The 22,973-nt window shown below is 71.6% G+C and carries 21 protein-coding genes and 1 pseudogene; 15 read left to right on the forward strand and 7 right to left on the reverse strand.

What is annotated here, in order from left to right:
- Positions 1-23: 23 nt before the first annotated feature.
- Together OG241_RS44850 and OG241_RS44855 are read right to left on the reverse strand one after the other, a co-directional pair.
- The gene (locus OG241_RS44850) at positions 24-1,421 is read right to left on the reverse strand and encodes a YhgE/Pip domain-containing protein (protein ID WP_405824178.1); all 1,398 of its coding nucleotides are present in this window, start codon (positions 1,419-1,421) and stop codon (positions 24-26) included.
- A gap of 185 nt (positions 1,422-1,606) precedes the next feature.
- Positions 1,607-2,191, reverse strand: coding sequence for a TetR/AcrR family transcriptional regulator (locus tag OG241_RS44855; RefSeq protein WP_405824180.1), 585 nt, complete (start codon positions 2,189-2,191; stop codon positions 1,607-1,609).
- A 298-nt stretch (positions 2,192-2,489) separates the two neighbouring features.
- On the opposite strand from OG241_RS44855, the gene OG241_RS44860 reads away from it, so the two are divergent.
- Entirely contained in the window at positions 2,490-3,941 is a 1,452-nt protein-coding gene (locus OG241_RS44860) for an MFS transporter (protein ID WP_405824182.1), read from the forward strand.
- Positions 3,942-4,145: 204 nt separating this feature from the next.
- Here the strand turns inward: OG241_RS44860 and OG241_RS44865 are convergent, their stop codons facing one another.
- From OG241_RS44865 to OG241_RS44875, 3 genes are all read right to left on the reverse strand, one after another.
- A complete protein-coding gene (locus tag OG241_RS44865; RefSeq protein WP_405824184.1) occupies positions 4,146-5,150 on the reverse strand; it encodes an RNA polymerase sigma factor in 1,005 nt (334 codons plus the stop codon).
- A 221-nt stretch (positions 5,151-5,371) separates the two neighbouring features.
- Positions 5,372-5,764: an SCO5389 family protein gene (locus OG241_RS44870; protein ID WP_405824186.1), complete on the reverse strand. Its 393-nt coding sequence runs from the start codon at positions 5,762-5,764 to the stop codon at positions 5,372-5,374.
- 123 nt (positions 5,765-5,887) lie between these two features.
- Positions 5,888-6,838, reverse strand: coding sequence for an ATP-binding protein (locus tag OG241_RS44875; protein WP_405824188.1), 951 nt, complete (start codon positions 6,836-6,838; stop codon positions 5,888-5,890).
- A 193-nt stretch (positions 6,839-7,031) separates the two neighbouring features.
- Here OG241_RS44875 and OG241_RS44880 point away from each other — a divergent pair, with 193 nt between their 5' ends.
- From OG241_RS44880 to OG241_RS44910, 7 genes are all read left to right on the forward strand, one after another.
- Positions 7,032-7,574 carry a GNAT family N-acetyltransferase gene (locus OG241_RS44880; protein ID WP_405824190.1) on the forward strand — a complete coding sequence of 181 codons (543 nt, stop codon included), beginning with the start codon at positions 7,032-7,034 and terminating at the stop codon, positions 7,572-7,574.
- Positions 7,575-7,719: 145 nt separating this feature from the next.
- A complete protein-coding gene (locus tag OG241_RS44885) occupies positions 7,720-9,225 on the forward strand; it encodes an ABC transporter substrate-binding protein (protein ID WP_405824192.1) in 1,506 nt (501 codons plus the stop codon).
- Between the two features lie 4 nt (positions 9,226-9,229).
- Entirely contained in the window at positions 9,230-10,996 is a 1,767-nt protein-coding gene (locus OG241_RS44890) for an ABC transporter permease subunit (protein ID WP_405824194.1), read from the forward strand.
- A gap of 50 nt (positions 10,997-11,046) precedes the next feature.
- Complete coding sequence (locus OG241_RS44895) at positions 11,047-12,231, forward strand: MDR family MFS transporter (protein WP_405826779.1); 1,185 nt, start codon at positions 11,047-11,049, stop codon at positions 12,229-12,231.
- A gap of 222 nt (positions 12,232-12,453) precedes the next feature.
- Entirely contained in the window at positions 12,454-13,365 is a 912-nt protein-coding gene (locus OG241_RS44900; RefSeq protein WP_405824196.1) for a UTP--glucose-1-phosphate uridylyltransferase, read from the forward strand.
- 290 nt (positions 13,366-13,655) lie between these two features.
- A complete protein-coding gene (locus OG241_RS44905) occupies positions 13,656-14,300 on the forward strand; it encodes a hypothetical protein (RefSeq protein WP_405824198.1) in 645 nt (214 codons plus the stop codon).
- Between the two features lie 44 nt (positions 14,301-14,344).
- Positions 14,345-15,061 carry a YcnI family protein gene (locus OG241_RS44910; protein WP_405824200.1) on the forward strand — a complete coding sequence of 239 codons (717 nt, stop codon included), beginning with the start codon at positions 14,345-14,347 and terminating at the stop codon, positions 15,059-15,061.
- Between the two features lie 81 nt (positions 15,062-15,142).
- Here the strand turns inward: OG241_RS44910 and OG241_RS44915 are convergent, their stop codons facing one another.
- A complete protein-coding gene (locus OG241_RS44915) occupies positions 15,143-15,937 on the reverse strand; it encodes a CDP-alcohol phosphatidyltransferase family protein (RefSeq protein WP_405824202.1) in 795 nt (264 codons plus the stop codon).
- A 107-nt stretch (positions 15,938-16,044) separates the two neighbouring features.
- Between OG241_RS44915 and OG241_RS44920 the strand changes: the two genes are divergently transcribed.
- From OG241_RS44920 to OG241_RS44945, 6 genes and pseudogenes are all read left to right on the forward strand, one after another.
- Entirely contained in the window at positions 16,045-17,028 is a 984-nt protein-coding gene (locus tag OG241_RS44920) for a dehydrogenase (protein WP_405824204.1), read from the forward strand.
- A gap of 152 nt (positions 17,029-17,180) precedes the next feature.
- Positions 17,181-17,579: a 6-pyruvoyl trahydropterin synthase family protein gene (locus OG241_RS44925; RefSeq protein ID WP_405824206.1), complete on the forward strand. Its 399-nt coding sequence runs from the start codon at positions 17,181-17,183 to the stop codon at positions 17,577-17,579.
- Positions 17,576-18,826 (forward strand): glycosyltransferase family 4 protein, encoded by a 1,251-nt coding sequence (locus OG241_RS44930; RefSeq protein ID WP_405824208.1) that lies wholly within the window; start codon positions 17,576-17,578, stop codon positions 18,824-18,826. Before OG241_RS44925 ends, OG241_RS44930 begins: the two co-directional genes overlap by 4 nt.
- Positions 18,823-19,110, forward strand: coding sequence for a hypothetical protein (locus tag OG241_RS44935; protein WP_405824210.1), 288 nt, complete (start codon positions 18,823-18,825; stop codon positions 19,108-19,110). Before OG241_RS44930 ends, OG241_RS44935 begins: the two co-directional genes overlap by 4 nt.
- Positions 19,111-19,261: 151 nt before the next feature.
- The gene (locus OG241_RS44940) at positions 19,262-20,296 is read left to right on the forward strand and encodes a trans-aconitate methyltransferase (RefSeq protein WP_405824212.1); all 1,035 of its coding nucleotides are present in this window, start codon (positions 19,262-19,264) and stop codon (positions 20,294-20,296) included.
- Positions 20,293-21,360, forward strand: a pseudogene (locus OG241_RS44945) (lysylphosphatidylglycerol synthase domain-containing protein); the annotation flags it as partial. The gene OG241_RS44940 and the pseudogene OG241_RS44945, both read left to right, overlap by 4 nt.
- Positions 21,361-21,440: 80 nt before the next feature.
- Here the strand turns inward: OG241_RS44945 and OG241_RS44950 are convergent.
- Positions 21,441-22,271, reverse strand: coding sequence for a creatininase family protein (locus tag OG241_RS44950; RefSeq protein ID WP_405824214.1), 831 nt, complete (start codon positions 22,269-22,271; stop codon positions 21,441-21,443).
- Between the two features lie 38 nt (positions 22,272-22,309).
- On the opposite strand from OG241_RS44950, the gene ribA reads away from it, so the two are divergent.
- Entirely contained in the window at positions 22,310-22,966 is a 657-nt protein-coding gene (ribA, locus tag OG241_RS44955; protein ID WP_334587273.1) for a GTP cyclohydrolase II, read from the forward strand.
- Positions 22,967-22,973 lie beyond the last annotated feature (7 nt).

The raw sequence follows: 22,973 nt of genomic DNA on the forward strand, positions 1-22,973 counted from the left end.
GGCTCAGGAGAGTTCAGGAAGGTTCACGAAGCCTGTGGCCGGAGGCGTTCGAGGCCCTTGCGGTCGTAGTAGCGGGCCATCGCGAAGCCGAAGAGCAGCGCGAGCGAGGCGCCGATCGCGATCATGATCCAGGCGCGGGTCAGTCCGGCGTCCCCACGGGCGTCGAAGTAGAGGATCGCGCGGGCCCCGTCGCCGAGTTGGCGCATGGGCTCGAAGACGGACAGGAAGCGGTAGAAGCCCGGGACCGCCTGCAGCGGGACCGTGGCACCGGACGACGGCAGGCCCAGGACGATGAACACGAACATCGACACGAGCTGCCCGATCCCGCCGAACGCCGCGTTGATCGCCTGGACGCCGAGGCCGACCGCGAGCGTGGCGCAGTACGAGTACAGCCAGAGCAGGGGCAGGTGGTCGGCGTCCATGCCGAGGATGCCGACGGTGGCGACCATGATCAGGGACACGCTCAGAAGCGTGATCCCGGCGGTCATGCCCATCTTCAGCAGCAGGGTCTGGGTGCGGGTGATGGGCACGGTGGGTCGGCGCGTGTGCCAGGGGCCGATCTCGTTGTCGGCGTAACCCAGGGAGGTGTCCACACCATTGCTGATGACGTTGGCGCCCAGGAATCCGGCCAGCACGAGCAGCAGCGTGTAGTAGAAGGTGCTCAGGCCCAGGCCGCTGTGGGTGCCGATGGGGTGACCGACCTGGGGGGTGACCGCGACCGGGTCGGCCAGCAGTAGCTTCGTGGTCGCGCTCGCCCCCTTCGCGCTCGCCGTCAGCTGCTCGCCGATGGTCTGCGAGGCCTGGTGCGCGGCCAGCGTGGTGATCTGACTGGCGAGGGACGAACCGAGGCTGCCCTTGCCGGGGTTGGTCAGCACGGTCAGCGCCGGACGGGCGGTGGCGTTCGTGCCGGTCAGCGCGGCGACCGAGGCGGTGAAGCCGTCGGGTACGACCAGCGCGCCGTAGAGCTTGCCCGAGTCCAGCTCGTCCTGGGCCCGGGCGAGGCTCAGTTCACGCCACTCGGCCTTGTCGCCGCCCGAGGTGTCGGTGGTGACCGCCTGGACGATCTGGGCGCCCAGGTTCGCCTTCTGCCCGGGCAGCGGCGCGCCCCGGTCGGCGTTGACGATGCCGATCGGGAGGTCGTGCAGGTCGCGGTTGGGGCTCACGATGCCGCCCATGTAGAGCAGCGACAGCAACAGGGCCAGCAGCCCGGTCAGGACGGTGGGCAGCAGCCACAACTTGGGCCGGCCCAGCAGTGCGGCGGCACGCGCCTGCGTACCGGGGACGGGGGGCGAGGATTCGGACGTACTCGACGTGCTCGACGTACCCGAAGTGTCTGATGTATCCGATGTATTGGATGCATTCGATGTGCTGGACGTACCGTCGGACGGATCGCTGGTCGATGTGCTGTCGTCGGCTGGCATGGTGCTCCGGTGGTTCCTGGAGGGGCAGGACAGGGCAAGAATGGCAGGACGGGGCGTGACTGTATGGATGATGGTCATTTTTTCGGCTGGATACCGGAAGACCAGCGTCCGCCCGGCTCAGGATCCTGCGTACGCGCGCTCGGCCGCACGAGCGACTCGCCGAAGCGGAGACGACGAACGGACAACTACCGGGCGACGCGCAGGTGGACGCCGTCGAGGGCCACCGCCAGGATGCGGTCGCGCTGGGTGTCGTCGAGGAAGCTCGTCGACGTGATGCCGGCGAGCATGCGCAGCAGGTCGTCGAAGCTCATGTCCGTACGCGCCTCCCCGGCCTGCTGCGCGCGCTCGAACAGTGGGCCGCCCGCGAGGTACATCGACTCCCGGCAGGTGAGGAAGATCTCCGCCTCGTGGTCGAGGGCCTCCCGGACAGCCTGTTTCGTCACCGTGTAGCCGACGAAGCGGTGCAGCCACGCCGTGAGCGCCTCCCACGGCGGCAGGTCGGCGACCTCCAGGGCGTACCGGCACAGGGCGTCCACCTCGTCCGCGTAGACGGTCTCGAAGAGATGGCGGCGGGTGGGGAAGTTCCGGTACAGCGTGCCGATGCCGACGCCCGCGCGCCGGGCGATGTCCTCCAGCGACGCCGCCGACCCGTGCTCCGCGAACGCCTCGCGCGCGGCGGACAGCAGGGCGTCGTAGTTGCGTGCGGCGTCCTTGCGGTGCGGGCGTCGGGCGGCGACGAAATCGCTGACGGGGTACGGGTGGGCCGTCATGGATGCCTCCCTGGCGTGGCGGGGTGTGGGGCTGATGCCGGGCACGATCGAAGCGGATGGGAGCCTCCGCTCTTGAAGCGGAGGTGTGCCTCCGCTAGAGTGGAGGCGTACCTCCACTTTAGCAGTCGGGGTGCCTTCCCCCTGCGACGCGTCACGCGTCATGGGGGACACGTCGATGCCTTGAAGTCCTGAAGTCTTGATGCCTCGACGCGTACGGCCGTCCGTCGCGTCACCGACGTGCGCGAACGCCGCCCCTACCCCTCGAAGACTCCGCCACCTCTGTTCGGAGAGTTTTTCCATGCCCCGCACATCCACTCGCTCCACCCGGCTGACCTTCGCGGTCCTCGCGACCGGGGCCGGTGTGTTCTCCATGCTCCAGTCGCTGATCGCGCCGGCCCTGCCGACCGTTCAACACGCCCTGCACACCTCGCAGTCGACCGTGACGTGGGTGATGACGGCCTTCCTGCTGTCCGCCTCCGTCTTCACCCCGATCCTCGGCCGGGTCGGTGACCTGGTCGGCAGGAAACGCACCCTCGTCGCCGTACTCGTGGTCGTGACACTGAGCTGTCTGCTCGCCGCGCTCGCGCCGAACGTCGGCGTCCTGATCTTCGCCCGGGTCGTCCAGGGCGCGGGCGGTGCGCTGTTCCCGCTGTCGTTCGGCATCATCCGTGACGAGTTCCCGCCGGGTGAGGTGAGCCGCAGTATCAGCAACCTGTCCGCCGTGATCGCGGCCGGCGGAGGTGTCGGCATGGTGGCCGCCGGGCCGATCGTGACCGCCCTCGACTACCGCTGGCTGTTCTGGCTGCCCGTCGCCGTCGTCGCCGTCACCACGCTCATCGCCCTCCGCTATGTCCCCGAATCGCCCAACAGGGCCGAGGGGCGCGTCAGTTGGCTCGGCGCCGTGCTGCTGTCCGCCTGGTTGGTCGCGCTGCTGCTGCCGCTCAGCCAGGCGACCCGATGGGGCTGGGACTCGGGGCGGACCGTCGGCCTGTTCGTGACCGCCGTGCTCCTGTTCGTACTCTGGCTGTTCACCGAGGCGCGCTCCCGCAACCCGCTCATCGACCTCAAGATCATGCGCCTGCCCACCGTGCGGACGACGAACACCGCCGCGCTGCTCTTCGGCGCGGGCATGTACTCGATCTGGTCCTTCCTCCCCGGCTTCGTCCAGACGCCCAGCTCGGCCGGGTACGGCTTCGGCGCGAGTGTCACCTCCGCCGGACTGCTCATGCTGCCGATGCTGATCGCGATGTTCGTCTCGGGCGTGCTGGGTGGCCGGCTGACTCCGGTCCTGGGCGCCAGGAAACTGCTCACGGCCGGTGCCGCGCTCGGCGCCTTCGCCTGCGGATTCCTCACCCTCTGGCACGACGAGAAGTGGCAGGTCGGCTTTGTGGCAGGCGTGTTCGGCCTCGGCATCGGACTGGCCTTCGCCTCGATGGCCAACCTGATCGTCGGCAGCGTCCCGCCCGAGCAGACCGGCGCGGCGACCGGCATGAACGCCAACGTCCGCACCATCGGCGGCTCCGTCGGCGCGGCGCTCACCAGCCTCCTGGTGACGAGCAGCGTCCAGTCGTCGGGCCTGCCGTACGAATCCGGCTACACCCACGCCTTCGCGCTGCTGGCCCTCCTGTGCCTGGCCGCCGCCCTGGCAGCCCTCCTCGTACCGTCCGCCCGCAGCGACAAACCCCTCGGCTCCGCCCGCGCCGCTGCCGGGACGGCCACCGCGCAGTCGGAAGCCGCCGCTCGCAACTGACCACTGGGCAGGGCCGGTTGTCGGCCGCGTGGGCGCAGTGAGAGGCCGTAGGAGAGGCTGTGTGGCCCGCGCCGCCGAAGCCGTCGAAGCCACGGCGCCGGGCAATCGATCGGCGGCTTGAGGACGGTATTCGGTACACCCTGGCGCCACCCGACCCCGACCCCGACCCCGTCCCTCCTCGTGATCCGGAACCCGCCGGCCGGGTCACATGGCGTCGAGGTAGTCCCGCAGCACCTGGGAACGGGACGGGTGGCGCAGCTTGGACATCGTCTTGGACTCGATCTGGCGGATACGTTCGCGGGTCACGCCGTACACCTGGCCGATCTCCTCCAGGGTTCTGGTCCGGCCGCCGAACAGGCCGTAGCGCAGGGAGATGATGCCGGCTTCTCGCGGGGTCATCTCCGCGAGGATGGCCTGGATGGTCTCCTGGAGGAGCAGGAAGGTGACCATGTCCGTGGGGGTGACGCTGTCCCTGTCCTCGATCAGGTCACCGAACTCGCCGTCGCCGTCCTCGCCGAGGGCGGTGTGCAGCGAGACGGGCTCCCTGGTGTAGGCGGCGAGTTCGGGCAGGCGCTCCACCGGGACGCCGGCCTTGTCCGCCAGTTCCTCCGGAGTGGGTTCCGTCCCGAAGTCCTCGATCAGCTCGCGGCGGGTGCGGGCCACCCGGTTGATGACCTCGACCAGGTGCACGGGGATACGGATGGTCCGGCCCTGGTCGGCGAGCGCGCGCGAGATCGCCTGGCGGATCCACCAGGTCGCGTACGTCGAGAACTTGAAGCCCTTTGTGTAGTCGAACTTCTCGACGGCCCTGATCAGGCCCGTGTTGCCCTCCTGGACCAGGTCCAGGAACAGCAGTCCGCGGCCCGTGTAGCGCTTGGCGACGGACACGACCAGACGGAGGTTCGCCTCGATGAGGTGGGACTTGGCGCGCTCCGCGTCCTCGGCGAGGATCGTCAACTCCTGGCGGCGGACGGGGTCCTCGGGCGGGTCGTCCAGCAGCTTGTGCTCCGCGTACAGTCCGGCCTCGATCCGTTTGGCGAGGTCGACCTCCTGTTCGGCGCTGAGGAGCCGGACCCGGGCGATGAGTCGGAGGTAGTCCCGCACCTGGTCGACCGATCCTCCCGTGGTGGTCAGCCGGGGGAGGGGAGCATCGCTCTCGTCCTCGGTGGCCGGGTCGAACACGTCGGTCACCTCGGTATCGGTCGCCATCGTGCTCACTTCCTCTCCAGGAGTGCACGCGGGAACGTCCCCTTAGGAGAACGAGGGACGACCCCCTCGTGTTCCGGAGTCCCCCGGGCAATCACCCGGCCACCGCCGAACCCGCCACGGGGCCGGCGGTGTGCGCCTCGGGGATTCGCCGGTGATTCCCCGGGGATTCCGGTTCCCCCGTCCCCGGGAAATCACTGTCGGGCGTTCTGGGCGCACGTGCGTCAGCAGTCGCGGAACTCCGGCGACTGGTTGAGGATCTGCGAACGCAGCGAGGTGAAGCGGGCGTAGGTCGCGCCGTTCCGCGCGCCGGGGTGGAAGGCCGCGACCCGGTGGCAGTTCTGGAAGGCGAGCGCGACACCGAAGTGCCGCTCCAGGCTGCTCCGGATCGCGTCACTGGCCAGCGCCCGCAGCAGCTGACCGCGCTCCTTGTCGGAGGGCGGCGGGGTCTGGTTGTCGGCGAACTCTGCTGTGCCGCCCTGGAGTTCGGAGGTGAGGTCGGCGACGAGCTGGTAGGCGTAGGGGAGCGAGGTGCGGACGGTTTCGATGAAGTCGTCCTCGCGGATGTCACCCTGCTCGGCTTCGGCGAGGAGCTGGGGGGAGACGTCGAGCGACATGGGGGGTGTCCTGTTCTCTGGTCTTCGCGCGTTAGTGGGTTCACGCGTTCACGGGTTGGTGAGTTGGTGCGTTGGTGCGTTCGGGTGTCCTGCGTGTTCGCGGGTGGTGCGGCCGAGGCTGGATCAGGTGAGCGCGGCAGGCCCGTGGACGAACTCCGGGTCGACCTGCTCGGCCAGGTTCAGCCCCGTCGCCCGGTCCGCCCACGCCCGGGCGTTGCGCAGATGGAACTCGACGGCGTGCCGCTGGAAGGTGGCCCAGTCCTTGGGGCGGGCGTCGACCGCCTCCCGGAGCAGGTTCAGTGCGTGCAGGTTCTGCGGCTCCAGTTCGCCCTGGTCACGGCCCTGTTCGGCGGCACGCACCCAACTGGACTGGACGAGGTGGGTGAGCAGGTCGTCGCCGGTCTCCTCCTTGAGGAAGAGCAGGTCGTCCTCGCCGGTGACCTTGTTGCCGAGCACCGCGAGCGGAATCCCGAACTCGCGGGCGTGGTCGCGGTACTGGCGGTAGACGGAGACGCCCTTGCGGGTCGGTTCGGCGACCAGGAACGTCATGTCGAACCGGGTGAACAGTCCGGAGGCGAACGCGTCCGCGCCGGCGGTCATGTCGACGACGACGTACTCGCCGGGACCGTCGACGAGATGGTTGAGATAGAGCTCCACCGCGCCCAGCTTGGAGTGGTAGCAGGCCACGCCCAGGTCGCTCTCCGCGAAGGCGCCGGTCGCCATCAGCGGTACGCCGCCCACCCGTTCGACGTGCCGGGTGTGGATCTCGTCGTCGCCGAGCGGGCGCAGCAGCCGTGAGCCCCGGCCGGCCGGGGTCGTCTTGACCATGGCCTCGCGCGACGCGATACGCGGGTTGGTGCCGCGCAGGAAGTCCTTGATGTCACCGAGGTGGGCACTGAGCGGCGGCGCGGCGAAGGCCTCACCGCCGACCGGGTCGAGCGCCTCGGCCAGATGCTGGTTGATGTCGCCGTCGATGGCGACCACGGGTGCGCCGGAGCGTGCGAGATGACGGGAGAACAGGGCGGACAGCGTGGTCTTGCCACTGCCGCCCTTGCCGACGAACGCGACGCGCATTACCGGGCCGCTCCTCGTTCTTCACGAGGCTCTTCACGAGGCTCTTCACGAGCTGTTTTGAAAATGAATGTCATGTGGCAAGTTTTTATGCGGCTCCCGGGGCTCTGTCAAATCGCCTCGCCCTCAACTGGGCTGCGGTGATGTGCAGTTGGCAACCGCTTGTTCGATGAACCTAAATGCATATGATGTGCAGGTGCGTAACTACTGCATCAGGGCTGCGACCCCCGGCGACCTGGACGGCGCGCGAGCCGTCATGCTCGACACCGTCTACCGCGACTTCGGGACGGGCTACGTGCCTCGCTGGCACGGCGACATCATCGACCCGGTGTCCGTCTATCTCGCGCCCGCCCGTCACACCCTCCTGGTCGCGGTCGACGAGCGCGACGCGAATGTCGTGGCCACCGCCGCGCTCGACTCGCGCGGCCCCCTCCATCCGCCGAACCCGCTGCATGTCGCCGAGCGCTATCCCTCCGGCGCCACCGCGCAGTTGCGCCGGGTGTACGTCCGCCCCGAGCACCGCAGGCGTGGTCTGGCCCGGCGGCTCGTGACCGAACTGCTGGCCTTCGCGGCGGCTGACGGCGCCTATCGCGCCGTGTATCTGCACACGGACCCGGCGGTCGCCGGCGCCGAGGGGTTCTGGCGGTCCCTGGGGAAGGTCGTGCACGACGAGCGCGAGGGTGAGGGTGCGGGTGGTGGGCCGGGCGTCGTGCATTTCGAGGTTCCGCTGACCCCGTGATCGATGGGTGATCGGGTCGGCTCTCGGGCTAGCTATTGGAAATGATTATCATGTAGTCTCCCGATTCTGTGCGGCCCTCGTCGCGCCACCCCACCCACCTCACCCACCCATCGCCCGCCCCACCTCTCTTACGGAACCGAGGACCATGCGCACCCCCCGCCGTCGCCGACTGCTCGTCGGACTGCTGCTCTCCCCGCTGCTCACCGGCTGCTTCGCCTCCGGCGGTGACGACGGCAGCGATTCGTCGTCCGACGCCGGGTCCGGCTCCCGGCTGCGGGTCGCGCTCGCCTTCCCGTCCACCGAGAACCTCTCGCCGTACGGTGCCGACGCCACCCTCCTCAGCCGCCTCGGCGTCACCGAGGGCCTGACCGTCCTCGACGCCAACGGCTCCGCCGCGCCCGCCCTCGCCGAGTCCTGGACCCGCGAGGACGACCGCACCTGGCTGTTCACGCTGCGCGATGCGCGCTTCCAGGACGGCACCGACGTCACCGCCGCCACCGTCGCTGCCGCCCTCACCCGCGCGACCCGGGCCGAGCCCGAGCCCGCCGCCCTCACCGGCGTCACCCTCACGGCGAAGGCCGCCGCCGACGGACGTATATCCGTCACCACCGCCGAGCCCGACCCCGTCCTCCCGCTGCGCCTGTCCAGCCCCGGCCTCGTCGTCCTCGCGCCGAAGGCGTTCGCGAAGAAGGGCGCCGTCGACCCGGTCGGCACCGCCACCGGGCCCTTCGAGCTGACGAAGACCACCGGGTCCACCGCGGCGACCCTCGACCGCTTCGACGACTACTGGGGCGGACGCGCCCAGGCCGCCGGGATCGACGCCCGGTTCATCGCCGACGGCACCGCCCGCGCCAACGCCCTGCGCACCGGCCAGGTCGACATCGCGGAGTCGATCCCCGTCGCCCAGGCCGCCTCCCTCGACAAGGCGACCCGCCGCGAGACCGCCACGGCCCGCACCACCTACCTGCACCTCAACACCGGGTCCGGCGTCTTCAAGGACGCGAAACTGCGGGCCGCCGCCCGCGCCGCCGTGGACACCTCCGCCCTCACCGACGGTGTCTACGAAGGCCACGCCGACACCGGACAGGGCATCTACGGCCCGGCACTCACCTGGGCCGAGGGCAAGCGCGTCCAGCCCACCGGGCGCGCGAAGGCGACGGCGCCCAACGGCACTTCCGTCACCCTGGCCACGTACGACAACCGGCCCGAACTCCCCGAAACAGCACAGGTGTTGAAGCAGCAGCTGGAGAAGGCCGGGTTCAGGGTGAAGTTGGAGGTGAGGGAGTACTCGCGCCTCGAAAGCGACCTGCTGGCCGGGAAGTTCGACGCTGCCGTCGCCGCCCGCAACACCATGCTCGACACCGGCGACCCCGTGTCGGTTCTCGCCAGCGACTACACCTGCGACGGCGGCAACAACCTCTCCCTGCTCTGCGACAAGAAGGTGGACCGGGCCGTTGCCAAGGCCGAGGGCATCGAGGACACCGCCGAGCGCCAGGACGCGGCCATGGCGGCGGAGGCCCTGATCCTCGGTGACGACGCGGTCGTCCCGCTGGTCCACCAGCGGATCATCACCGGAGTCGACGCCGACGTACAGGGCGTGCTCCTCGATCCGTACGAGCGCACGCTGGTCGGTACCGGAACGCGGCGCTGACCCCGTGCGGGGACGTGCGGGCACGCTGCTGTGGCGTGCCCTCCTCGCCGCGCTGCTCGTGTGCGGGATCGGCCTGCTGCCCTGGCTGACCCGCACCGACCCGGCGTTCACCGTGCTCAAGGCACGGTCGGCGGAGCGCGAGGCCACCCCGGCCGTACTGGCCGACATCCGGGGCCAACTCGGCCTGGACGCGGGGCCGTTGCGGCTGCTCGGGGACTGGCTCGGCGGGCTGCCGCGCGGGGACGCCGGGCGGTCCTGGATCTCCGGTGCCGAGGTCATGCCGGATGTGCTGGCGGCGCTCGGCGCCTCGCTGCTGCTGATGGCTGTGGCGCTGACCATCGCGTTTCTGGTCGCCGCGCTGGTGTGCGTCCGGACGCTGTGCGGCGGCGACGGGCGTCGGAGCGGCGGCAGCGGGTCGGCGATGGTCGCCGCGCTGCCCGAGTTCCTCACCGCGTCCGTGCTGGCCACCGTCGTCGGCGTCCAGCTCGGCTGGCTGCCGGCCCTCGGCTGGTACGGACTCCAGTGGACGATCCTGCCCGGCCTCGCCCTCGGCCTGCCCGCCGGTGCGCTCCTGGGGCGCCTCCTCGACGATCTCCTGCCCGGCGCCTTTGCCGAGCCCTGGGCGCTGGCCGCCGCCGCGCGCGGTATCCCGGCCCGGCGCATCGCGAGCCAGGCCGTGCGGCGCTGTCTGCCCGCACTGCTCCCCAACGCCGGGCTGTTCGTCGTCGGACTGACCGGCGGCTCGGTCGCCGTCGAGCAGATCTTCGACATCCCCGGCCTCGGCCGCACCGCCCTCCAGGCCGCCATCGCCCAGGACCTGCCCGTCCTCCAGGCCAGCACCCTCGCCCTCGTCCTGCTGGCAGCGGTCGCCGCGGGCGCGGCCCGGGTCACGGCCCGGCTGCTCATCGGCCCCGCCCTGCGCGACGGCGGACTCTCCTCCCTGCACCGGCCCGCGCCGCCCGCCCGCCGCACCCCGCCCCTGCTGTACGCCGGTGTGCTGCTCGGCGTCGTCGCCCTCGGGCTGCCGCGTGACCCTCTCGCGCTGGACACCCGGGCCCGGCTCCAACCCCCCTCCTGGGCCCACCCGTTCGGCACGGACGCCCTCGGCCGGGACGTCCTCGCCCGCCTCGGGCACGGCGCCCTCGACACGCTGCTGCTCGCCACCGCGATCAGCGCCGCCGCCCTTCTCATCGGCCTGGCCCTCGGGCTGGTGCCCCGGCTGTCCGGACCGCTCGTCGACACCGTCAACGCGATACCGCCCGTACTCGCCGCGCTGCTGGTCACGGCGGTCGTGGGCAGTGGCGGGGCCACCCCCGCGCTCGCCGTGACCGCCGTCGCCTGGGCGCCGCTGGCCGCGCACACCGCCGCCCTGCTGCGCCAGGAACGGGCCACTCTGCATGTCACGGCCACCCGGGCCCTCGGCGCCGACCGCTGGTACGTCCTGCGCCACGAACTCCTGCCCGCCGCACTGCCCCCGGTCACCCGGCACGCCCTGCTGCGGCTGCCCGGTGTCGCCCTCGCCCTGGCCGCCCTCGGCTTCCTCGGCCTCGGCGCCCAACCGCCGTCCCCGGAATGGGGGTTGCTCCTCGCCGAGAACCAGCCGTACGCCGAACGCGCCCCCTGGGCGGTCCTCGCCCCCGCCGCCGTACTCGCCCTGCTCGGCGCCCTGGCCGTCACCGCCGCGGGCCTCACTGTCCGGCGGAAACGGCGGAAGCCCGTGCGGCGGGCGTCCCAACCGCGCTCGGGGGCAGGGGAGTTGGTGCTCCAGTGACCGGGTCCGTGCCCGCGACCGTCGTCGGGGACGAGGCGTTGCCCGCCCGGATGCGGCTCACGCCGCTGCTGCGGCTGCTGATCCTGACCCAACTCGCCTTCAACATCGGCTTCTTCGCCGTCCTGCCTTTTCTCGCCGAGCACCTCGGACAGGCGATCGGCATGGCGGGGTGGCTCGTCGGGTTCGTTCTCGGGCTGCGCACCTTCAGCCAGCAGGGGCTGTTCGTGGTGGGCGGCGCGCTCGCCGACCGGTACGGCATCCGGCCGGTGGTGCTCGCGGGCTGCGCCCTGCGCATCGCCGGCTTCGCCTGGCTCGGCTACGCGGACTCGACCGCGACCGTCATCGGCGCCGTCCTCCTCATCGGCTTCGCCGCCGCGCTGTTCTCGCCCGCCGTCGAGTCCGAGGTGGCCCGGCAGGCGGTGGTCTGGGAGGAACGGGGCAACGGCTCACGCACCCGGGTCCTCGCGCTGTTCACCGTCGCCGGACAGGCGGGCGCCTTCGTCGGGCCGCTGTTGGGCGGACTCCTGCTGTCCGTCGACTTCCGGGTGGTGTGCCTCGCGGGCGCCGGAATCTTCGTCCTCGTCCTCGCCGGACACGCCTGGCTGCTCCCGCAGCACATAGCCGGCCGGGAGCGCGTACGCGCGAAAGGGGGCGTGCGCGGGCTGCTGCGCAACCGTCGATTTCTGGCACTCTGCGGCGCGTACGGTGCCTATCTCCTCGCGTACAACCAGCTGTATCTGGCGCTCCCCGACGAGGTGGAGCGTGCGACCGGCTCGCAGACCGCGCTGGCCTGGCTGTTCGCCCTGTCCTCCCTGCTCGTCGTGACTGCCCAACTGCCGGTCACCAGCCTGGTCGGCGACCGGCTCGCCCCGCGCCGTTCGATGGTCGCCGGGATGCTGCTGATCTCCGCCGGGTTCGCGGTGGTGGCGCTGGCCAGGCCCGCAGGGTGGACCGGCAGCGCCGGGCTGCTGCCCGCGGCCGGCTTCGTCGTTCTGCTCACCTTCGGCCAGATGCTGGTGGCGCCCGTGGCCCGCGCCTGGGTGCCCGACCTCGCCGAGGAGGGCCGGCTCGGCCTCTACACCGGCGCCCTGTCGTCGGTTTCCGGCCTGATCGTGCTGGTCGGCAGCTCACTGACCGGCACCCTTCTCGACACCGGGCTGCCCGCGGCCGTGCCGTGGCTGATACTGGCCGCCGTACCCCTGGCGGCGATCGCCGTACTGCCGCGCCGAGCCTGAACCGTGGCCGGGGAAGCACTCAGGGGGTCTGGGGGGCACGGCCGTGGGGCATGCCGAATTGGTAGCGTCACACCACTCGCGCCGACAGGCACGGGTGAGCACCGAGCAGCACCACTGAGCAGCGCCACCGAGCAAGACCACCGAGCAAGACCACGCACACCACGACCACGCACAGCGCACCACGACCGCAGATACGCGTCGCGCTTTCGTACAGGGGGGCCCATGGCCACGATTCGCAGGGCAGTCATTCCCGCAGCTGGACTGGGGTCCCGGCTGCTGCCGCTCACCAAGGCGACACCGAAGGAGATGCTGCCCGTCGGTGACAAGCCCGTCATCGAGCACACCGTCCGGGAGCTCGTGGCGTCCGGCATCACCGACATCACCATCGTGGTGTCCGGCGGGAAGGGCCTCATCCAGGACCACTTCCGGCCGAACCCCGCCCTGGTCGACCAACTGCGTGCCGACGGCAAGGCCGCCTACGCGGACGCCGTCGAGGAGGTCGGCGAGCTGTCCAGGCTCGGCCACATCACCTACCTCGACCAGCACGGCCCGTACGGCAACGGCACCCCGGTCCTCAACGCCGCCCGCAACTTCGGCGACGAGCCGATGCTCGTGCTGTGGCCCGACGACGTGTTCGTCGCCGAGGTCCCGCGTGCCCAGCAGCTGATCAAGGCCTACGAGGCGACCAACTCCCCGGTCCTCGCCCTGATGCCGATGGACCCGGGCGACTCGCAGCGCTACGGCGTCCCCGTCGTCAAGGAGGACCTCGACGACGGTCTGCTCCGTATCACCGGCCTGGTCGAGAAGCCCCGCCCGCAGGACGCGCCCTCCTCGTACGCGGCCATCGGCGGCTACGTCATCACGCCCGGCATCGTCGACGAACTGCGCGACCAGACCAAACGCTGGTACGACCATCGCACCGGCGAGGTCTACCTCACCGACGCCATCAACGCCTACGCCGCGAGCCGGGCCGTCTACGGTCAGGTGATCCACGGCCGCTGGTACGACACCGGCAACCCGCTCGCCTACCTCACCGCCCAGTTCGCGGCAGCGCTCAACCACCCGGAGTACGGGCCGCATCTGCGCCGCCTGGCGAAGGAGCTGGAGGGGGAGGAGACCGGTGGGGCCGAGTGACCCCCGGTCTCTATCCGGGGGCTGCGCCCCCAGGCCCCCCTGTCGCGCTGAACGCGCTCGTCCTCAAGCGCCGGACGGGCTGGGTGGTGCCGGGCGGCGCTGGAGGGCGAGGAGACCGGCGGGGCCGAATGACCCCGGTCCCCATCCGGGGGCTGCGCCCCCAGACCCCCCTGTCGCGCTGAACGCGCTCGTCCTCAAACGCCGGACGGGCTGGACGGTCAGGTCGGCGCACGGCCTGAGGTGACCCGTCGCATCGTGCCGGGGAGCTGCCGTGGGAGGATCCCGGCACGATGAGCGCTTCCCCGGCGGTACGGAGTCTGCGCGCGGCGGTGTTCGCCGCGGTGTGTGTGCTGCTGGCCGCCGCCGCGCACGCTCTGGCGACCGGGGGTGCGCCGTCGGCGGGGGCGGAAGGCGCCGGTTTTGCCGCGGTGTTCGCCGCCGGGTGGCTGCTCGGCGGCCGGGAACGGTCGCTGCCGGGGATCGGCGCCCTGATGCTCGTCACCCAGGCGGGGCTGCACGCGGCGTTCGGCGCGTTCGGGTCGGTGCGCACACGGGCGATGGCGCACGCGCATCACCCGGGGATGCACGGGATGCACGGGATGTTTGGCATGCACGGGATGCGGATGTCCCACGCCCAGCTGGGCCCCGCGAACACGATGAACGCCTTGAGCGGCCACGCCGTCCCCGCGCACGTCGTGGCCGCGCTGGTCGCCTCCTGGTGCCTGCGGCGGGGTGAGGCCGCGCTGTGGTCGCTGCTGCGCTGGGCGGTCGCCCTCGTGCCGGGCCTCGCCGCCTGGTGGCGGGACGCGCCCCTCGGACCGGCCCGCACGGCCCCGGGACGCGCGTCGTCGCCGGACGTCCGGCCGCGCCGGCTTCTCCTGCGGTACGCGGTGAGCGGTCGAGGACCGCCGACAGGGATTCCGTACACGCCCTGAAGTTCCTCGACAGCAGTCACCAGTCACCAGTACGGAGTTTTGCCATGTTCCCGACACGCATCACCCTGCGCCGCGCCGGCGTCGTCACCGGTCTCACCGCCGCCGGTGTCCTCGCCGCGGCGGGTGCCGCCTTCGCACACGTCACCGTGCACCCCGAGAGCTACCCGAAGGGCGCCACGGACGGCGTCCTGAGCTTCCGGGTCCCCAACGAGGAGGACAGCGCGACCACCACGAAGGTCCAGGTCTTCCTGCCCACCGACCACCCCGTCCTCGGCGTTCTCGTCACCCCGGAGGCGGGCTGGACGGCGAAGGTGACGACCACGAAGCTGAAGACGCCGATCAAGACGGACGACGGGACGATCACCGACGCCGTCTCCGAGATCACCTGGTCCGGCGGCAGGATCCGGCAGGGGGAGTACGAGGACTTCGACGTCGCGTTCGGTCAACTCCCCGACAGCACGGACCAGCTGGCCTTCAAGACCCTGCAGACGTACTCCGACGGCAACGTCGTCCGCTGGATCGAGACCGCTCAGGCGGGCCAGGACGAGCCGGAGAACCCGGCACCGACACTGAAACTGACGGCGGCAGCGGCGGCGGCGCCTTCCGCAGTGGCCTCCCCGAAGAGCGAAGCCGCTCAGGACTCGGGTTCGGCCAGTGACTCGACGGCTCGCGGACTGGGGATCGCCGGGCTGATCGTGGGGGTACTGGGCCTGGCCACGGCGGCGTTCACGCTGGTCAGGACCCGGACCGCCCGCTCGTAGCCGAACAGCCGAACAGCCGTAGGAAGTACGGCAGTCGGTCGCCGTGAACCGCGGTCCGTGCCACGCCGGGCGGGCCGCGGTTCAGCGGGACACGGACTCCGGCACCAGGGCGCGCAGCTGCCGCTCGACCGAGGCGACCGACGCGACGGGCGCCGTCGTACGGGGACGGGACGTGCGGTACAGCCACAGGATGTCCCGGCCGAACGACCAGACCAGCGTCCCCAGGGCCAGCGCGGCCACCGCCTGAGTCGCAACGAGGGGCAGGTACCCGGAGGCCGCGAGCAGCAGCAGGATGCCCTGGAGGGCGGCCACGGTCTTGCGGGCGGTGCTCGGGGGGAGCGGGGCGTTCAGCCAGGGCAGGACGCGGGCCGCGGCGACGAAGGCGTAGCGCATGCCGCCGATCAGCAGGACCCACGGGCCCAGCGACATCGACACGTACACGCTGAGCACCAGGATGAGGAACGCGTCGACCTCCATGTCGAAACGCGCCCCCAGCGTCGAGCAGGTGCCCGTGCGCCGGGCGACCTTGCCGTCCACGCCGTCGAGGAGCAGGGCCACGGCCGTCAGGCCGACGAACAGGGTGACGGGCGGCGAACTCACGTAGGAGTCCGCGACCAGGGCCGTCACCCCGCCGACCAGCGTCGCCCGGCCCAGGGTCACACGGTTCGCCGGGCCGAACGACTTCGACCCGGATCGGTGCAACGCGCGGGACAGCACGGCCCAGGTCGCGATCGCGAAGGCCAGTCCGGTCAGCCAGCCCGCCGGGCCCAGGCCGATCGCGGAGCCGAGCAGGGCCAGCAACAGGACCTGCAGGCCCGCCCCCAGCGCGGTCTCCTGCTGAACCAGCCTCGCTTCGTACGTGTTGTTCAGGGCCACCGCGAGTCCTCCGCCGTATGTACAGAGTGGATCATGCCGCGTACTGTGCGCGGACTGTGCACCTCGCAGTACGTGAGCAACTTCCCAAGCGTTCAGGAGGAACTCCGATGAAGCTCGCCGCACGAGCGTTCTGGCTCGCTTCGCCGGACCACGGAGAGATCCGTGACGTCGAACTGCCGGCGCCCGGCGAGGGCGAGGTACTGGTCCGCACCCTGTGGTCCGGGGTGAGCCGGGGCACGGAGACGCTCGTCTTCCGGGGTGGGGTCCCGGTCAGCCAGTACGCGGCCATGCGGGCGCCGTTCCAGGAGGGCGACTTCCCCGGTCCGGTCAAGTACGGCTACCTCAACGTCGGCGTGGTGGAGGAGGGCCCGGACGCGCTGGTCGGCCGTACGGTCTTCTGCCTCTACCCGCACCAGACGCGCTACGTCGTCCCGGTGGACGCGGTGACCCTGGTGCCGGACTCGGTGCCCGCCGAACGCGCGGTGCTCGCCGGGACGGTGGAGACCGCCGTGAACGCCCTCTGGGACGCGGCGCCGCTGGCCGGCGACCGGATCGCGGTGGTCGGCGGCGGGATGATCGGCTGCTCGGTGGCCGCCCTGATCGCCCGGTTCCCCGGCGTGCGCGTCCAGTTGGTGGACGCCGATCCCGGGCGGGCGAAGACCGCCGAGGCACTCGGCGTCGACTTCGCGCTGCCCGGGGACGCCCTGGGGGAGTGCGACCTGGTCGTCCACGCCAGTGCCACGGAGGCGGGACTGGCCCGCTCGCTCGAACTCCTCGCCGCCGAGGGCACGGTCGTCGAGCTGAGCTGGTACGGCGACCGGCGCGTCAGTCTGCCGCTGGGCGAGGCGTTCCACTCCCGGCGGCTCACCGTCCGCAGCAGCCAGGTGGGGACGGTGTCCCCGGCCGCGCGGCCCGGCCGCTCCTACGCCGACCGGCTCGCCCTGGCCCTCGACCTGCTGGCCGACCCGGCGCTCGACGCCCTCGTCACCGGTGAGTGCGCCTTCGAGGAACTCCCCGACGTGCTGCCGAGGCTCGCCTCCGGGGAGACGCCGGCACTCTGCCATCGCGTCCGTTATCCGGACGCGGAGTGACGAATGTGCCGGTCTCCGAGCAGGGGACCGGCACAGGAAATCCGGCACATGAACAAGTCGTTGAACAAGCCGCCGTGGGTAGCCGTACTAGTCGGCATGCCCCGGCAGCGATCAGCACGAGGCAAGACGCGCCGCACCTGGAGGGTCGTCCGTTGTTCAGCATCACCGTTCGCGATCACATCATGATCGCCCACAGCTTCAGCGGAGAGGTCTTCGGGCCCGCGCAGCGCCTGCACGGAGCTACGTTCCTCGTCGACGCCACGTTCCGCCGTGAACAGCTGGACGACGACAACATCGTCGTCGACATCGGCCTGGCCACCCAGGAGCTCGGTGCCGTGGTGAGCGAGTTGAACTACCGCAACCTCGACAACGAGCCGGACTTCGCCGGCATCAACACCTCCACGGAGTTCCTGGCCAAGATCATCGCCGACCGGCTCGCCGCACGGATCCAGAAGGGTGCCCTGGGTGAGGGCGCCCGAGGCCTGGCGGGCCTCACGGTCACCCTGCACGAGTCGCACGTCGCCTGGGCGAGCTACGAGCGTGCCCTGTGACCGACACGACCCTCGACCGCGCGGTTCCCCTTTCCCCGGCGGCTCCTTCGGCCGCCCCGGCTCAGGTACAGGTACAGGCTCCCGTGCAGACCACGCTCAGTTACGTGCCCGTGCAGAACGCGGCCCTCAAGAACGCGGCGATCATCCCCATGTCCCTGCGCTCCGTGCACTTCGTGATGCCGGGCGGCGTCGACGACCCGGCCAAGCCGAGCGGCGGCAACGCCTACGACCGCCGGATCAGCCTCGACCTGCCCGGCTTCGGCTGGCAGGTCCACAAGCACGCCGTCGACGGTGACTGGCCCCGGCCCGGTGCCGACGCCCGCGCGGAACTGGCGCGGACGCTGCGGGAGCTGCCGGACGGCACCGTCGTCATGCTGGACGGCCTGGTGGCCTGCGGGGTCCCCGAGATCATCGTCCCCGAGGCCGAACGCCTGCGCCTCGCCGTGCTGGTGCACCTCCCGCTGGGCGACGAGACCGGCCTCGACCCGGTCGTCGCGGCGGAGCTGGACGCCCTGGAGCGGACCACCCTGAGGGCGGTGCCGGCGGTCATCGCGACCAGCGACTGGGCCGTACGACGCCTCGTCTCCCACCACGGACTCGCCCCGGAACGCGTGCACATGGCGGCCCCCGGCGCCGACATCGCCCCCCTCGCCTCCGGCACCGACGGCGTCTCCCGCCTCCTCTGCGTGGCCGCGGTGACCCCCCGCAAGGGCCAGCACCGGCTGGTGGAGGCGCTGGCAGCGGTGACCGACCTGCCGTGGAGCTGCGTCTGCGTCGGCGGGCTCGAACAGGATCCCGAGTACGTCGCCGAACTGCGCGCCCTGATCGCGCGGCACGGACTGGAGGACCGGCTGCACCTGGCCGGCCCCCAGGCGGGCGCCCAGCTCGACGCCAGCTACGCCGCCGCCGACCTGATGGTCCTCACCTCCTACGCGGAGACCTACGGCATGGCGGTCACCGAGGCCCTCGCGCGCGGCATCCCCGTCCTCGCCACGGACGTGGGCGGCCTGCCCGAGGCGGTCGGGCGGGCGCCCGACGGCGGGGTCCCCGGCATCCTCGTACCGCCGGAGAACCCGGCGGCGCTCGCGGCGGAACTGCGCGGCTGGTTCGGCGAGGCGGACGTCCGCCGACGCCTGAAGGCGGCGGCCCGGGGCCGCCGGGCAGCCCTGGACGGCTGGGCGGCCACGGCGCGGAGCCTGGCCGGCGTACTGGGCCGGATCCCCTGGGAACCTCGGAGGGCCGCATGAGCGAGTCGACGACGACGGCTCCGGCGGCGCTCATAGGCGCCGGCCTCGCGCCGGTGTCCGCCCGGGGACTCCGGGCGGCGGCGCTGCGCGGTGCCGTCGGAGTACGGGGACGGATCCCCTCGGGCAGCGCAAACAACGCGACGACCACGGCTTCGGCCGGGTCGGAGGCACCCGTGCGCATCGGCGCCGAGCCGGTCGCCGCTCGGGGACTTCGGGTCGCCGCCCTGCGGAGTCTCGTGGGGGCGTCGGGGCGCGCTGCCGGGGAAGTCGGGAGCGCGGTATGAGGGAGTCGGTGGCGGTGGTGATTTCGGCCGGGTCGGTGACGCCTGTGCGCGTCGGCGACGGGCCGGTGGCTGCTCCGGGGCGTGGGGCTGCCGCCCTGCGGAGTCTCGTGGCGGTGTCGGGGCGGACTGCCCGGGAAGCAAGGAGCGCGGCATGAAGAAGACGACGACCATCACGACTTCGGCGGCGTCGGAGATCCAGCGACGAGGACCGGTGACTCCGGTGGACGCCAATGCCGAGCCCGCCGCCGGGATTCCGGCCCAGCCGACGCACCGGGACGTCAAGGCGGGCGCCGGGCCGGTGGGCCCGGTGGAGCGGGGCACGATCCGGCTGCGCGAGGCCGGCCCCGACGACCCGCCCCGGTACGCGCCCGACTGGCTGGAGCTGCGCGAGGGCCCCGACGCCGCCGCACGCGCCGTCGAACTGCTCGACCCGCTGCGCATCCGGCTGGCCAACCTGCCCGGAAAGCCGGGCGGGCTCGTCATCCACGACCTGGGCTGCGGCACCGGCTCCATGGGCCGCTGGCTCGCGCCCCGGCTCGACGGCGCCCAGCACTGGGTCCTGCACGACCGCGACCCCTACCTGCTGCACTTCGCCGCCGTGGCCTCGCCGCGCGCCGCCGCCGACGGCAGCCGCGTGACGGTCGAGACGCGACGCGGTGACGTCGCCCGGCTGACCTCCGACGCGCTGGCCGGCGCCTCGCTGGTCACCGCCTCCGCCCTGCTGGACGTCCTCACCCGTGCGGAGGTAGACGCCCTTGCCACCGCCTGCGCGGGCGCCGGCTGCCCGGCCCTGCTGACCCTGTCCGTGGCCGGCCGCGTCGAATTCGCCGACCCCGACCCGCTGGACGGGGACCTCGCCGACGCGTTCAACGCCCATCAGCGGCGATCGGGAATGCTCGGCCCCGACGCGGTCACGGCGGCCTGCGAAGCCTTCGACCAGCGGGGCGCCACGGTCCGGGTCCACCCGAGTGCCTGGCACCTCGGCCCCGTGGAGGCCCCGCTCACCGCGGAGTGGCTGCGCGGCTGGGTCGCGGCAGCGGTGGAGGAACGCCCGGCGCTGCGGGACCGCGCCGACAAATACCTCGCCGAGCGCCTGGAGGCCTGCGCCGCAGGCGAGCTGCGCGTAGAGGTTCATCACAGCGACCTCCTGGCCCTGGCCAGGCCGACGGGCGGGACGACGTCATGACCGTCCAGACGGTGGAAGCGGCGGAGGTCGTGCTCAGCGGCCTCGGCGAGGTCGCGCACGGGACCGTGTCGGTCAGCGGCTCCGCCGCGGGGCTCGACCACCGGCCCCCGCCGGCCCGCACCGAACGAGCAGCGCCTGCCCGGGCGCACTCCGCCTCGGCGGGCCGCGCCGGAGTCATCGGCTTCGTCGGGCCCCGGGACGCCGCCCAGCCGGCCGCCACCCCGAGCCGGCTCCGCCGCGCGACTCGTGCCCTGCGCCCGCACCTCGGCACCATCGCCGGAGTGACGATTCTCGGCGTGCTGCTCTGGCGCCTCGGCACCGGTGTCTTCCTCGACGGGCTCCGCCGCATCGACGCGACGACACTGCTGGTGGGCCTCGGAATCGGGCTGCTCACCACCGGGTTCAGCGCCTGGCGCTGGGCACTGGTCGCCCGGCGCCTGCAGCTCAGGCTGCCCCTTCTCCCCGCGATCGCCGACTACTACCGCTCACTGTTCCTGAACGCGGCCCTCCCCGGCGGCGTCCTCGGAGACGTGCACCGCGCGGTACGGCACGGCAGGAGCGCCGGTGACATGGGGCGCGGGGTCCGTGCGGTCGTCCTCGAACGGGCCGCCGGACAGGTCGCGTTGATCGTCGTCGGCGGAACGGTACTGCTCACGCTGCCGTCACCGGCACTGGCCGATGCCCGCCGGTTCGCCCTGATGGCGGCCCTCGCCGCCGTGGGCGCCGTCGCCGTCCTCGTCGCCGTCCGGATGAACCGCGCCCCGAGCGCCGCCGCCCGCCGGACCCGGGCCCTGCGTGCCGTGCTCACCGAGGCCCGTGGCGCCCTGCTCTCCCGCGAGAACCTGCCCGGCGTGGCGCTCTCGTCCCTGGTCGTCCTCTCCGGACACCTCGGGATGTTCGTGGTCGCCGCCCGGGTCGCCGGATCCTCGGCCTCCGTCGCCCAGTTGCTGCCGATAGCCGTACTGGCGCTGCTGGCGATGGGTCTGCCGCTGAACGTAGGCGGCTGGGGCCCCCGCGAGGGCGTCACCGCCTGGGCGTTCGGGGCGGCGGGGCTGGGCGCCAGCATGGGGCTGAGCGTCGCCGTCGTGTACGGCGTGCTGAGCTTCGTGGCCGCCCTGCCCGGCGCGGTCGTCCTGGTCGTCCGCTACTTCTGGTCGCCTGCGGAGCCCGCAGCGCCTGCGGAACCGGCGTCATCGGCACCCGCATCGGCATCGGTGAGCATCGAGAAATACGCCCCGAAGGAATCGGCGAAGCTCGCCAGCAACGCCTTCCCCTTTTCGGCGGAACCCAGTGAAGGGCGTCCGATGACACCGGAATCGGTGTAACCGGCCATGCCGAGGGTGAGGAGATGCCGGCGGTCGTCGGCGACGAAATCAGAGCTTTCATAACCGGGACGGAGCAATTCGGGATGAGCGTGCAGAAGGACGGAGGTCTCGATTTCCCCCGCGTGCATGTCCGTGAGCAGCGAGGTCACCACTCCGGCCTGCTCACGCGCCGTCTCCCAGTCCTCCCCGGCCGGGAACAGCGCCATGCGCTCACCGCGCGCGGAGGATTCCTGAACGACGTTGCCCAGTACGTAGTTTCCGCCGTGTCCGTTGACGACGACCAGGGCCTCCACGCCCGAGCGGCGCAGCGAGTCGGCGATGTCCCGTACTACCGCGTGAAGGGTCACGGAGGAGATGCTGACGGTTCCCGGCCACTTGGCGTGTTCGTGCGAGCAGGCGATGGTCACCGGAGGAAGGAGGTGCACCGGGTATGCGGCTGCGATCTCCCGGGCAATGGCACAGGCGACCAGGGTGTCGGTCGTCAACGGAAGGAAGGGACCATGCTGTTCGAAGCTCCCGACCGGAAGAACGGCGACCTGCGTTGAGACGCCGGCGGCTCGTGTCCGTACGTCTTCCGTAGTGTCCACCGGCAACAGGCCGCCGGTCGGCAACGCTACGGACGCCGTCGACCGTATTCCCGATTCATCCATGTTCTCCCGGCCTTTCGTCTCTGCTTAGGAACCAGATCATGACAGAAAAACTTGGCGTACTCGGCAAAGCCTCCCAGGCCTCGGGAGTGGAACGCGTGGTGAATGCGCCGTTGCCCACCGTGTACGGCGATTTCCAGGCGGTCGGATACATGGACCACGATCGCGGTGACGAGCAAGTGGCGCTGGTCTACGGCGAGATCGCCGAGGACGACGTTCTCACCAGGCTGCATTCCGAATGCCTGACCGGCGACGCCTTCGGCTCCCAGCACTGCGAATGCGGGGACCAGCTCGACTCCGCGCTGCGCGCGATAGTCGCCGAGGGAAGCGGCATTCTCGTCTACCTCAGAGGGCATGAGGGCCGGGGTATCGGACTGCTCGCCAAGCTGCGCGCGATGCAGCTCCAGGCGGAGGGCCTGGACACCGTCGAGGCGAACCTGGCGCAGGGTCTGCCGGTGGACTCCCGTGACTACGGCGTCGCCGCGGAGATCCTCCACGACCTCGGGGTGCGTTCGGTGCGCCTGATGTCCAACAACCCGCGCAAGCGTGAGGCGCTGGTCCACCACGGCATCAAGATCGCCGAAGACGTACCGCTGCTGATCCCGCCGTGCGAGAACAACATCACGTACCTGCGGACCAAGCGTGAGCGTCTCGACCACGTTCTGCCGCACCTGGACGCGGTGGCGCACTGGTCCTGACCCGGCT

The organism is Streptomyces sp. NBC_01390, assembly GCF_045040105.1.
Taxonomy (GTDB): domain Bacteria; phylum Actinomycetota; class Actinomycetes; order Streptomycetales; family Streptomycetaceae; genus Streptomyces.